Genomic DNA, 12,430 nt, shown 5'->3' with positions numbered 1-12,430 from the left:
GGAATCCCCTCGCGGGCGGAGATCCGGAACCTTTGCCTCCGCTGTGTGTCCCGCTCCTCGGACACCGGCCGCCTTTACCGAACCGATGGCCGGATTCTTTCGGCGTGAACCGGTTATTCCGCGGCGGCGGTCCGCCGTCGCGCCGGAAGCCCGCGCCGATGGCCGGATGGATCGTGCCTCTGGCATGATCCATCCGGACTTTCCCGCAGGAGGGAAGGCCGACCGGGGGAGGGCACCCGTGATCGCCGGGATCGGACTGTGCGCGTTCGGGATCCTCGGACTGGTGTGGGGCGCGCGATACGCCTTCAACCTCCGCGGGGCGACCGACCGGCTCCTGGCCCGCGGGCGCGAGGCGCGCGCCTTCACCGCCGCGCGCCGGGGTGAGCCGGCCCCCGCTCCGGCCGGGCCCCCGGCCTGGCTGCTCCGGCTCCGCGCGGGCGCCGTCCTGGCCTTCAGCCCGGTGATCGTCCTCGCGGGCCTCGCCATCGCCTTCCGCTGACCCGCCCCGCCCGGGCCCCCGGGAGAAGGCCCGGGCGGGTCCTCACCCCGTCAGGGAGTCCCGCCACGCCCGGTGGAGACCCGCGTAGCGGCCCTCGCCGCCCACCAGTTCCGCGGGGGTGCCGTCCTCCACGATCCGGCCCGCCTCCATCACCAGGACCCGGTCGGCGACCTCCACCGTGGACAGGCGGTGGGCGATGACGACCGCCGTACGGCCCGCGAGGACCGTGTCCATCGCGTGCTGCACCGCCCGCTCGCCCGGCACGTCCAGCGAGCTCGTCGCCTCGTCCAGGATGAGCACCGCGGGATCCGCGAGCAGCGCCCGCGCGAAGGCCACCAGCTGCCGCTGGCCCGCCGAGATCCGGCCACCGCGCTTGCGCACGTCGGTGTCGTAGCCGTCCGGCAGCCCGGCGATGAACGCGTGCGCGCCGATCGCCTTCGCCGCCCGCTCGACCTCCTCCCGGGTGGCGTCCGGGCGGCCGATCGCGATGTTCTCCGCCACCGTGCCGGAGAACAGGAACGCCTCCTGCGTCACCATCACCACCCCGCGCCGCAGCTCCGGCGTCGCCAGCTCCCGCAGGTCCACGCCGTCCAGCAGCACCCGTCCGTCCGTCGGGTCGTAGAAGCGGGCCAGCAGCTTCGCCAGCGTCGACTTGCCCGCGCCGGTCGCGCCGACCACCGCCACCGTCTGCCCGGCGGGGATCCGCAGGTCGAAGCGGGGCAGCACCTCGCCGCCCGTCCGGTAGGCGAACCGCACCCCGTCGAAGACGACCTCCCGGCCCGGCGCCGTCCCGGCCCGCTCCGGCAGGTCCCGCGGCGCCGTCGCCTCCGGCACGCCCGGCTCCTGCGCCAGCAGGCCCGCGATCTTGGTGAGCGAAGCGGCCGCCGACTCGTACGAGTTGAGGAACATCCCGAGCCGGTCGATCGGGTCGTACAACCGGCGCACGTACAGCACCGCCGCCGCCAGCACGCCCAGCTCCAGCGAACCGCCCGCCACCCGGTAGGCGCCCCACAGGCACATGCCGGCCACCGCCGTGTTCGCCACCAGCCGCGAGCCCACCACGTAGCGGGCCATCTCCAGGAGCGCGTCGCCGTTGCTCCGCTCGTGCCGGTGGTTGAGCGCGCCGAACTCCGCCTCGTTCACCCGCTCCCGGCGGAACGCCCGCACCGGCCGGATCCCGTTCATGGTCTCCGCGAACTTCACGATCACCCCGGCGATCGCCGTCGACCGCTCCGCGTACACCGCGCCCGCCCGCCGCCGGTACATCCGCACCAGCAGGTACAGCGGCCCGAAGGAGGCCACCGCCACCGCCCCGATCCCCAGGTCCAGCCAGAGCAGCACCAGCGAGATCGACACGAACGACAGCACCACCCCGATCAGCTCCTGGAGCCCCTCCGACAGCAGCTCCCGCAGCGACTCCACGTCCGTCGTCGACCGCGAGATCAGCCGCCCCGAGGTGTACCGCTCGTGGAAGTCCACGCTCAGCACCTGCGCGTGCCGGAAGATCCGCCCCCGCAGGTCCAGCAGCACGTCCTGGTTGATCCGCGCCGCGCCCCGCACGAAGACGTACTGGAGCGCCCCGGCGCCGACCGCGCACAGCAGATAGCCGGCCGCCACCGCGACCAGCGGCCCGTGGTCCCCGGCCCGGAAGGCCGGCACCCCCCGGTCGATCGCGTACGCCACGAGCAGCGGGCCCGCCTGGACCGCCGCCTCCTTCACCAGCAGCACCAGCGCCGCCACCGCCACCCGGAAGCGGTGCGCGGCCAGCAGCGAGCGCAGCAGCGCCCCGGTCGCCCCGCGCGGCGCCGGCAGGTCGTCCCGGTCGAACGGGTCGCCGGGGCCGAGCGGCTCCTCCCGCTCCTCCTCCGGGTCCTCCCGCCGCGCGAGCATGGTCTCCGTCATCGCCGCCCGTCTCCCTCGCCCGTGCGCGCGCCCGACATCAGCCAGGCGTACTCGGTGCTGCTCCGCAGCAGTTCCTGATGGGTGCCGACCGCCGCGATCCGGCCCTCCGAGAGGAGCGCCACCCGGTCGGCCAGCATCACCGTCGACGGCCGGTGCGCCACGACCAGCGCCGTCGTCTCCTTCAGCACCTCGCGCAGGGCCGCCTCCACCCGCGCCTCGGTGTGCACGTCCAGCGCCGACAGCGGATCGTCGAGCACCAGGAAGCGCGGCCGGCCGACGACCGCCCGGGCCAGCGCCAGCCGCTGCCGCTGACCGCCCGACAGGCTCAGCCCCTGCTCCCCGACCTGCGTCCCGGCCCCCTCGGGCAGCCGCCCGACGAAACCGTCCGCCTGCGCGATCCCCAGCGCCCGGTCGAGCTCCGGCGTCCCGGCCGCCGCGTCCGCGCCCATCAGCACGTTCTCGCCGACGCTCGCCGAGAAGAGGGTGGGCTCCTCGAAGGCCACCGACACCAGCGTGCGCAGCCGCTCCCGCTCCATCACGGCGATGTCCTCGCCGTCCAGCAGGATCCGCCCCCCGCTCGCCTCGTGCAGCCGGGGCACCAGCGCGGTCAGCGTGGTCTTGCCGGAGCCGGTCGCCCCGACGAGCGCCAGCGTCTCGCCCGGCCGCACGTGCAGATCGATGCCGTCCAGCACCGGCGGCGCGCCCTCCGGCGCGTCCGGGAAGCGGAACGACACGCCCTCGAACCGCAGCCCGGCCGCGGACCCGTGCACCGCGGGGGCGCCCGCGGGGGCGTCCCGCTCCTCCTCGGCGTCCATCACCTCGAAGTACCGCTCGGTCGCCGTCACCGCCTCCTGGCTCATCGCCAGCAGGAAGCCGATCGAGTCCACCGGCCAGCGCAGCGCGAGCGCCGTCGACAGGAAGGCCACCAGGGTGCCCGCCGACAGGCCGCCGTCCGCGACCCGCACCGTGCCGAGCACCAGCGCCGCGCCGATCGCCAGCTCCGGCAGGACCGTGATCAGCGCCCAGATCGTGGCGAGCAGCCGGGCCTTGGACAGTTCGGTGGAGCGCAGCAGCTCCGCGAGCCGGCGGAAGGACTCCGCCTGGCTGCGGTGCCGGCCGAAGCCCTTGACGATCCGGATGCCGAGGACGCTCTCCTCCACCACCGTCGTCAGATCGCCCACCTGGTCCTGCGCGCGCCGCGCCACCACGCCGTAGCGCCGCTCGAAGTACGAGCAGAGCACCATCACCGGCACCACCGGGGTGAGCAGCACCAGACCGAGCGACCAGTCCTGGGCGAGCAGCAGCGCGCAGCCCGCCACGATCGTCACGCCGTTGACCACCAGGAAGGTCAGCGGGAAGGCCAGGAACATCCGGACGATCATCAGGTCCGTGGTGCCGCGCGACAGCAGCTGCCCGGACGCCCACCGGTCGTGGAAGGCGATCGGCAGCCGCTGGAGCCGGCCGTACAGGTCCTCCCGCATCCGCGCCTCCACCGAGGACAGCGGCCGGGCCACCAGCCACCGCCGCAATCCGAACAGCACGGCCTCGGTGATCCCGAGCAGCAGCAGGTAGAGCGCCCCCAGCCACACCCCGCCGGGGTCCCGGTCGGCGACCGGGCCGTCCACCAGCCACTTCAGGACCAGCGGGATCACCAGGGAGAGACAGGAGGCGACGATCGCGACGGCGCCGGCGGTGAAGAACCGCCCGCGCACGGGCCGGACGTACGGCCAGAGCCGCAGCAGCACCCGCACGGCCGAACGGCGGGCGGGGGCGGACTCGGAGGGAGCAGGTTTCTCGGGCATCAGGTCCGACCTTACGAGTCACCCCTGACACGTCTCACCCGATTTTCGTCCGCGCGGCCCCTCCGGCCCGTGCCCGCCCTCCGCTGACCCCCGCGGGCGGCGGCCTCACCCCGCCACCCGCAGCAGCACCACCGACCGCGCCCCCACCTCCAGCACCGCCCCGCCCGGGTGGAGCGTGCCCGGGGGCGCGGTCTGGTCGTCGAGGGCGGTGTCCAGGACGCGCTCGTACGTCTGCGCCCACGGCGCCCCGGGGAGCCGGAAGTCCAGCGGGGCCGGGCCCGCGTGCAGCACGGCGAGGAAGCTGTCGTCGAGGACCTGCTCGCCGCGCTCGTCCCGGCCCGGTATGTCGCGGCCCGACAGGTAGAGGGCGAGCGTGGCCGAGGGGGCGTACCAGTCCCGCTCGGTCATCTCGGTGCCGTCGGGGCCGAACCAGGCGAGGTCCCGCAGCCCGTCCGCGCCCTGCGGCCGGCCGGAGAAGAAGGCGCGGCGGCGCAGCACCGGGTGGCGGTGGCGCAGGTCGAGCAGCCGCCTCGTCAGGGCGAGGAGCTGGGCGCGGCCCGGGTCCTCGGGGAGGGACCAGTCGAGCCAGCCGGTCTCGTTGTCCTGGCAGTACGCGTTGTTGTTGCCGCCCTGGGTGCGGCCCATCTCGTCGCCCGCGACGAGCATCGGCACGCCGGTGGAGAGCAGCAGAGTGGTGAGCAGGTTGCGCAGCTGCCGCAGCCGGAGCGCCTGGATCCCCGGGTCGTCGGTCTCGCCCTCGGCCCCGCAGTTCCAGGAGCGGTTGTCGTGGGTGCCGTCCCGGTTGCCCTCGCCGTTGGCCTCGTTGTGCTTGCGCTCGTACGTGACGAGGTCGCGCAGGGTGAAGCCGTCGTGGGCGGTGACGAAGTTGACGGAGGCGTAGGGGCGGCGGCCGCCCCAGGCGTAGAGGTCGCTGGAGCCGGAGAGCCGGTAGCCGAGGTCCCGGACGTCGGGCAGCGCGCCGCGCCAGAAGTCCCGTACGGCGTCCCGGTAGCGGTCGTTCCACTCGGTCCACAGCGGGGGGAAGGCGCCGACCTGGTAGCCGCCGTTGCCGACGTCCCAGGGTTCGGCGATGAGCTTGACCCGGCGCAGCACCGGGTCCTGGGCGATGACGGCGAGGAACGGCGAGAGCATGTCGACGTCGTGCATGGAGCGGGCCAGCGCCGCCGCGAGGTCGAAGCGGAAGCCGTCGACGCCCATCTCGGTGACCCAGTAGCGCAGGCTGTCGGTGATGAGCCGGAGCACCTGCGGCTGGACGACGTGCAGGGTGTTGCCGCAGCCGGTGTAGTCGGCGTACCGGCGGGCGTCGGACTGGAGCCGGTAGTAGCCGCGGTTGTCGATGCCCTTGAGGGACAGGGTGGGGCCGAGTTCTCCGGCCTCCGCCGTGTGGTTGTAGACGACGTCGAGGATGACCTCGATGCCGGCCGCGTGCAGTGCCCGGACCATCCGCTTGAACTCGCCGACCTGCTGTCCGGTGGTGCCGGACGAGGAGTAGCCGGCGTGCGGGGCGAAGTAGCCGATCGAGTTGTAGCCCCAGTAGTTGGTGAGGCCGCGGCGCAGCAGGTGGTCCTCGTGGGCGAACTGGTGGACCGGCAGCAGCTCGACCGCCGTCACGCCGAGGCGGACGAGGTGGTCGACGGCGGCCGGGTGGGCGAGGCCCGCGTAGGTGCCCCGCAGGTGCTCGGGGATGCCGGGGTGGCGGGCGGTGAAGCCCTTGACGTGCACCTCGTAGATGACCGAGTCCTGCCAGGGCGTCTTGGGCCTGCGGTCGTCGGACCAGTCGTCGTCGTCCCGCACGACGACCCCCTTGGGGACGTGCGGGGCGGAGTCCCGCTCGTCGCGGACGGTGTCGGCGACGTGCTGCTGCGGCCAGTCCCGCACGTGCCCGTACACCTCGGAGGGCAGCCGGAACTCGCCGTCGACGGCCCGCGCGTACGGGTCGAGGAGCAGCTTGGCCGGGTTCCAGCGGGCGCCGGTCCACGGGTCCCAGCGTCCGTGCACCCGGTAGCCGTACCGCTGCCCGGGGCCGACGCCGGGCACGAAGCCGTGCCAGATCTCGTGGGTGAGTTCGGTGAGCGGCAGCCGGGTCTCGGTGCCGTCGGGCGCGAAGAGGCAGAGCTCCACGGCCTCGGCGCCGCCCGCCCACAGTGCGAAGTTGGTGCCCCTGGTCCCGTCGGGGCCGGTCCGGCAGCGGGCCCCGAGCGGGGTGGGCGTCCCCGGCCACACCGGGGGCGCGGTCCGTCCGGGGGCATGCTCCGGTACCGCCTGCTGATCGGCTGCGCTCGACACCGCCCTGGCCTCCCGCGGCTCCGGCGGGGCACGCGTGACGGGGGCGGGGCGTCCCGGCCCCGGCCCCGCGCGTCCTCCCGCACCTCGTGTACTCCCGGTCGTCCTCCCTGTTCTGCCCGCGCGGCCGTCCCCCCAACATGGCCCGCACGGACGTTTCCCCTGGAGGGGGGTCGTCGTTGGGCCACGCGTGACACGTGTATGGGTACGGGCCGGGCAACTCCTCGCGGTGGCGGGGCTCCTCGTGGGTCTCGCCGGCTGCACCGGATCGGACGGGGAAGGAGGCGTCGGCCCGGGGCTCCCGGGCAAGGCGCGGGCCCCTGGGGACGTGATCCGGGTCAGCCCGGAGGACGGCAGCCGGGCGGTTCCCGCGGACGGGCCGCTGGAGGTCCGGGTCGACAGCGGACGGCTCGAACGGGTGAGCGTGACCCAGGTGGCGGACGGGCGCCGTTCGGCCGTTCGGGGGGCGATCGCGGCCGACGGGCTGCGCTGGCGGCCGGCCGACGGCACCCGGCTGGCGCTCGCCGCGAAGTACAGCGTGGACGCGGTGGCGCTGGACGCGCACGGGCGCCGTTCGGCCCGGCACACCACCTTCACCACCGTGGTGCCGGAGAGCCGCTTCATCGGCTACTTCACGCCGGAGAACCGTTCCACGGTCGGCGCCGGCATGATCGTCTCCTTCGGCTTCAACCGGCCGGTCGAGAACCGGGCCGCGGTGGAGCGGGCCATCCGGGTCACCGCGGACCCGCCGGTGGAGGTCGTCGGCCACTGGTTCGGCAAGGAGCGGCTGGACTTCCGCCCGGCGGAGTACTGGGCGGCCGGCACGAAGGTGACCGTCGAGCTCGGACTGCGGGACGTCGAGGGCGCCCCCGGCGTCTACGGCATCCAGCGCAAGACGGTGGGCTTCACGGTGGGCCGCTCCCAGGTCTCCCTCGTCGACGCCGCCGCCCACACCATGGAGGTCAGGCGGGACGGGCGGGTCCTCGCCACCCTGCCGGTCACGGCGGGCGCGCCGAAGACCACGACGTACAACGGGAAGATGGTGGTGACGGAGCTGTACGACGTGACCCGGATGAACGGCGCCACGGTCGGCTTCGGCGGCGAGTACGACATCAAGGACGTGCCGCACGCCATGCGGCTCACCGAGTCCGGGACCTTCATCCATGGCAACTACTGGGCGGACGCGTCCACCTTCGGCTCGGCCAACGTGAGCCACGGCTGCGTGGGCCTGCGGGACGTGAAGGGCGGCGGCGCCGACACCCCGGCGGGCTGGTTCTTCGACCGGAGCCTGATCGGCGACGTCGTCGAGGTGGTCAACTCCAAGGACCGGAAGGTCGCCCCGGACAACGGCCTGGGCGGCTGGAACATGGACTGGGAGGGGTGGAAGGAGGGCTCGGCCCTGCGCTGACCCGACCCGGTCCCGGGGCCGGACGCGTGCCGCTCCCCGGCCGCCTCCGGCCCCGCGTCAACTGGGACTGAACGGTGACATTCACGTGGAACTTTCGTGTCTTCCGGTGTGATTATCTAGCGCCGTGCGCGGGACGTGCGTACAGGGGGTGGGGCCCGGCCGGCAGCCGGGTCGTGCGAGGGGAGAAGACCATAGTGAACGGGCAGCCGATATCGGGGAAGTCGGCGCGGCGGCGGGGCGTCCGCCTCGGGGCCCTGGCCACGGGGGCACTGCTGCTGGTCCTGACCGCCTGCGGCGGCGACCCGGCGAAGGACGACGCGGGAAGCGGCGGCACGGCGGGCGGCCAGAAGACCGGGGCTCCCGACAACGCCGCCTCCCAGGCGGTCGTGACCGTCCTGCCGAAGGACGGCGCCGACTCGGTCGCCACCAGCGGGGCGCTCAAGGTCACCGCCGAGCAGGGCAAGCTGACGACCGTGACCGTCGCCGACTCCAAGGGCTCCGCGGTCGAGGGGAAGATCTCGGCGGACGGCGCGAGCTGGGAGCCGCTGGCCCACCTGTCGGGCGGCACGCAGTACAAGGTCCACGCGATCGCGAAGGACGCCGAGGGCCGTGAGTCGGCGAAGGACACCACCTTCACCACCCTGGTCCCGAAGAACACCTTCATCGGCCACTACACGCCCGAGGCGGGCACCACGGTCGGCGTCGGCATGCCGGTCTCCATCAACTTCACCCGGGGCATCACCGACCCCGAGGCGGTGGAGAAGGCCATCAAGGTGACGGCCGAGCCCGCCGTCGAGATCGAGGGCCACTGGTTCGGCAACGACCGCCTCGACTTCCGCCCCGAGGAGTACTGGAAGGCCGGCACCAAGGTCACCGTCGAGCTGAACCTGGACGGCGTCGAGGGCCGCCCGGGCGTCTACGGCAAGCAGAAGAAGACGTACTCCTTCACCATCGGACGCCGTCAGGTCTCCACGGTCGACGCGAGCGCCAAGACGATGAAGGTCGAGCGCGACGGGCAGATCATCAAGACCCTGCCGATCACCGCGGGCGCCCCGTCCACGACCACGTACAACGGTCAGATGGTCATCAGCGAGAAGTACAAGGTGACCCGGATGAACGGCGCCACCGTCGGCTTCGGCGGCGAGTACGACATCAAGGACGTGCCGCACGCCATGCGCCTGTCCACCTCCGGCACCTTCGTGCACGGCAACTACTGGGCCCCGAAGTCCACCTTCGGCTCCCAGAACGTCAGCCACGGCTGCGTCGGCCTCTCGGACACCCGGGGCGCGGGCGACAGCTCCACCCCGGCCGCCTGGTTCTTCGACCGCTCGATCATCGGTGACGTCGTCATCGTGAAGAACTCGAAGGACAAGGAGATCAAGCCGGAGAACGGCCTGAACGGCTGGAACCTGTCCTGGTCGGAGTGGACCGCCTAGTCCCTCCCCGCCCGTACGGGCCCGGTGCCGAGCGCTCTGTGAGCAACGGCACCGGGCCCGTCGGCGTTAACGGCCACTAACCTCTCTCCCATGACTGTGAACCTCGAAGTCGCCGACGGCGTCGGCACGATCCGCCTCGACCGTCCGCCGATGAACGCCCTGGACATCGCCACCCAGGACCGGCTGCGCGAGCTGGCCCAGGAGGCCACCGACCGCGACGACGTGCGGGCCGTGGTCCTCTACGGAGGCGAGAAGGTCTTCGCGGCCGGCGCGGACATCAAGGAGATGCAGGCCATGGACCACGTGGCCATGATCGAGCGGTCGCGCGCCCTCCAGGACTCCTTCACCGCCGTCGCCCGCATCCCCAAGCCGGTCGTCGCCGCCGTCACCGGGTACGCCCTCGGCGGCGGCTGCGAGCTCGCCCTCTGCGCCGACTACCGGATCGCCGGCGACAACGCCAAGCTGGGCCAGCCCGAGATCCTGCTCGGCCTGATCCCCGGCGCCGGCGGCACCCAGCGGCTCTCCCGGCTGGTCGGCCCCTCCCGCGCCAAGGACCTCATCTTCACCGGCCGGATGGTGAAGGCCGACGAGGCGCTCGCCCTCGGCCTGGTCGACCGGGTGGTCCCGGCCGCCGAGGTCTACGAGCAGGCGCACGCCTGGGCCGCGAAGCTCGCCCAGGGCCCGGCGGTGGCGCTGCGCGCCGCCAAGGAGGCGATCGACCAGGGCCTGGAGGCCGACATCGACACCGGCCTCGCCCTCGAACGCACGTGGTTCTCCGCGCTGTTCGCCACCGCGGACCGCGAGACCGGCATGCGCAGCTTCGTCGAAGAGGGCCCGGGCAAGGCGAAGTTCGCCTGACCGGCGGCCGGGCACCGGCCGATCCGACGGACCGTCACCGCGACGCGCCGTCCCGCGGGGGCCATTCCACCGGAACGGCCCCCGCGATCCGTTTCCTGCGGCCATGATGGGGGGCATGGCGGGCCTGGAGAGCAGGGAACAACCACGGCAGGGCGGCGTGCCCGCCGCCCGGTGGTCACCGACCCTGGAGGACGAGGAAGCCCTCGCGGCGATGGCCCGGCACGGCAATCCGGCGGAGGTCGACGTCCGGCTGGACTCGCTGCCGGAGTCGGCCAGGATCGCCCGCCGGATGACCCAGTACGTGGTGCTCCGGCAGTGGGGGCTCGGCCCGACGCTGGCCGAGCACGCCGTCCTGCTCGTCTCCGAACTGGTGGGCAACGCGGTCCGGCACACCGGCGCCCGGGTCTTCGTGCTGCGTGCCCAGCGGCGTCCGGGCCGGATCCGGATCGAGGTGCGCGACCCCTCGCGCGGGCTGCCCTGTCTGATGCCGGTGGCCGAGCTCGACGAGAGCGGCCGGGGCCTCTTCCTCGTCGACAAGCTCTCCGACCGGTGGGGCGCCGACCTGGGGCCGCGCGGCAAGACGACCTGGTTCGAGATGCGGGTCACCGACCGCTGAACGCACGGAAGCCCCCGCGCGCCGTGGTGGGGCTGCTGGGGGCTTCCGTGTGATGCGCCGTGGACGGGGGGGTGTATCCACGGCCGCAGAGGCGACCTGGCCCGGGTCAATGGGGGTCGTGTCATCGACTATGACAGACGAGAGGCCACCCCGCCAAACGCCCATATCGGTATTAAGTCGGGCATTGGCGTACGTTTTAACTGTGAATCGTTGGTGACGTGTGGCACTCACCTTGCAAACTGTGAATGGCTATGCGGTTCATCGGTTGTTTCCCTCGATCATCCACATGGTGGACAGCCAAAGGCGGCCTACAGCGCGGTGAGCAGCGCCTCCGAGGCCACCGGCCGGTACCCCGCCGCCTGGAAGGTCCGCACGCTCCGCGCGTTGCCCGGAGACTGCTGCGCCCACACCACGGAGTCCGGCGTCAGGTGCCGCGCCGCCGCGGCCAGCGCCCGGCCGAGCCCCCGGTGCCGGACCTCCTCGTCCACCTCGATCGCCGCCTCCATGCGCCCGGCCACCCCGCGGCCCAGGATCAGCACGCCGCCGTCCGCCGCCCAGACCCGCACCTCGTCCCGGTACTTCAGCGCCCGCGCCACCCGCGGGTGCTCCGGGTCCTGGATCTCGCGCAGCCCGACCGGCGGCGGGCCCGGTAGGGCGTCGGCGACCGTCAGCAGGTCCACGGTGTTCATCCGCCGGCCGGTCCGCGCCATCAGCCGCACCAGGAAGCCCGGGTTCATGCTCGCCGCCAGCGGATCGCTGCCGGTCGCGGCCAGCTCCGCCCGCACCCACTCCGGGTCGACGTCGGCGAAGACCACCGAATGGGCCGTGAAGGCCAGCACCCCGGCGTCCCGCCCGTCCGGCTGCGGGACCACCGTCGTCCGCCCGTCCATGGCGGGGAACTCCCCGCGCGCCGCCGCGTCCAGGATCCGTCTCACGTCACCGCTCATACCGCCATCATCGGGCACCCGGTCGGCCAGCTAATCTGACCCCCGTCAGAACAGCACCGAGAAGGGGCGGAAGCAGTGGCGGACATCGAGTCGGCACGCACGGCATTCAACCGGTACGACGTGGACGGGGACGGCTTCATCACCGCCGCGGAGTACAAGAGCGTCATGGCCCAGCTGGGTGACTTCAACGTCACCGAGACGGTGGCCGAGGCGCTCATCAAGCAGCGCGACGACAACGGCGACGGCCGTCTGTCGTGGGACGAGTTCTGGTCCCACCTCAGCAAGGCGTGACCCGGGCCTGACCGGTCCCCGGGGTCGGGCCGGGCGGCGTTCACCCTGAGTTGCCGCCCGTCCCGGGCTCGGTGACGATCGTCCGGTGACGCTTCCCGGACCCCTCGGCACCCCGAACCGTCCGACCGTCGCGGCCGTCGCCGCCGCCGCCGCGGTCCTCACCGCCGTCCTCGCCGTCGCCCTCCTCGGCACCGGCCTCGCCGGCACGGGCACCGGCGAACTGCGCATACCCGCGGCCGGCGCCACCTCCCTGCTGAGAGTGCTCCTCCTGGCCGGCCTCGCCCTCGCCGCCGGCGAACTCGCCGGCACCCGGCTCGCCGGCGCCGGCCCGCTGCCGCGTCCGCCGGCCGTCCCCGGCGCCCTGCTC

Annotated in this window: 8 protein-coding genes and 2 pseudogenes; 7 read left to right on the top strand and 3 right to left on the bottom strand. The window is 73.4% G+C overall.

The features are described 5' to 3' along the window. The first annotated feature begins 238 nt into the window (after positions 1 to 238). The gene (locus tag IE321_RS15925; protein ID WP_043219828.1) at positions 239 to 499 is read left to right on the top strand and encodes a hypothetical protein; all 261 of its coding nucleotides are present in this window, start codon (positions 239 to 241) and stop codon (positions 497 to 499) included. Positions 500 to 541: 42 nt separating this feature from the next. On the opposite strand, the pseudogene IE321_RS43185 reads toward IE321_RS15925, so the two are convergent. Further along, positions 542 to 4,203, bottom strand: a pseudogene (locus IE321_RS43185) (ABC transporter ATP-binding protein). Between the two features lie 105 nt (positions 4,204 to 4,308). Then, a complete protein-coding gene (gene glgX, locus IE321_RS15910) occupies positions 4,309 to 6,510 on the bottom strand; it encodes a glycogen debranching protein GlgX (RefSeq protein WP_043219834.1) in 2,202 nt (733 codons plus the stop codon). 187 nt (positions 6,511 to 6,697) lie between these two features. Between glgX and IE321_RS15905 the strand changes: the two genes are divergently transcribed. The 4 genes from IE321_RS15905 to IE321_RS15890 all read left to right on the top strand — a co-directional run bounded on the left by IE321_RS15905 (position 6,698) and on the right by IE321_RS15890 (position 10,825). Continuing rightward, positions 6,698 to 7,915: a L,D-transpeptidase gene (locus tag IE321_RS15905; RefSeq protein WP_043219836.1), complete on the top strand. Its 1,218-nt coding sequence runs from the start codon at positions 6,698 to 6,700 to the stop codon at positions 7,913 to 7,915. 194 nt (positions 7,916 to 8,109) lie between these two features. Further along, complete coding sequence (locus tag IE321_RS15900) at positions 8,110 to 9,351, top strand: L,D-transpeptidase (RefSeq protein WP_051841628.1); 1,242 nt, start codon at positions 8,110 to 8,112, stop codon at positions 9,349 to 9,351. A gap of 90 nt (positions 9,352 to 9,441) precedes the next feature. After that, positions 9,442 to 10,209 (top strand): enoyl-CoA hydratase/isomerase family protein, encoded by a 768-nt coding sequence (locus IE321_RS15895; protein WP_043219838.1) that lies wholly within the window; start codon positions 9,442 to 9,444, stop codon positions 10,207 to 10,209. Between the two features lie 115 nt (positions 10,210 to 10,324). Continuing rightward, positions 10,325 to 10,825, top strand: coding sequence for an ATP-binding protein (locus IE321_RS15890; RefSeq protein WP_190223370.1), 501 nt, complete (start codon positions 10,325 to 10,327; stop codon positions 10,823 to 10,825). A gap of 308 nt (positions 10,826 to 11,133) precedes the next feature. Here IE321_RS15890 and IE321_RS15885 read toward each other — a convergent pair whose 3' ends face one another. Then, positions 11,134 to 11,772: a GNAT family N-acetyltransferase gene (locus IE321_RS15885; RefSeq protein ID WP_190223369.1), complete on the bottom strand. Its 639-nt coding sequence runs from the start codon at positions 11,770 to 11,772 to the stop codon at positions 11,134 to 11,136. Between the two features lie 75 nt (positions 11,773 to 11,847). Between IE321_RS15885 and IE321_RS15880 the strand changes: the two genes are divergently transcribed. Both IE321_RS15880 and IE321_RS15875 read left to right on the top strand, forming a co-directional pair. Continuing rightward, positions 11,848 to 12,063, top strand: a complete 216-nt coding sequence (locus IE321_RS15880; protein WP_015036303.1) for an EF-hand domain-containing protein — start codon at positions 11,848 to 11,850, stop codon at positions 12,061 to 12,063. A gap of 85 nt (positions 12,064 to 12,148) precedes the next feature. Further along, positions 12,149 to 12,430 (top strand): annotated as a pseudogene (locus tag IE321_RS15875) (CopD family protein); the annotation flags it as partial.

This window comes from Streptomyces hydrogenans (genome assembly GCF_014656075.1).
Classification (GTDB): domain Bacteria; phylum Actinomycetota; class Actinomycetes; order Streptomycetales; family Streptomycetaceae; genus Streptomyces; species Streptomyces hydrogenans.
This window is presented reverse-complemented; position numbering and strand designations above follow the sequence as displayed.

Coding starts and splice junctions, on each gene's coding strand:
- IE321_RS15885 (WP_190223369.1), bottom strand. CDS start 11,772: ATGAGCGGTGACGTGAGACGGATCCTGGACGCGGCGGCGCGCGGGGAG.
- IE321_RS15890 (WP_190223370.1), top strand. CDS start 10,325: ATGGCGGGCCTGGAGAGCAGGGAACAACCACGGCAGGGCGGCGTGCCC.
- IE321_RS15895 (WP_043219838.1), top strand. CDS start 9,442: ATGACTGTGAACCTCGAAGTCGCCGACGGCGTCGGCACGATCCGCCTC.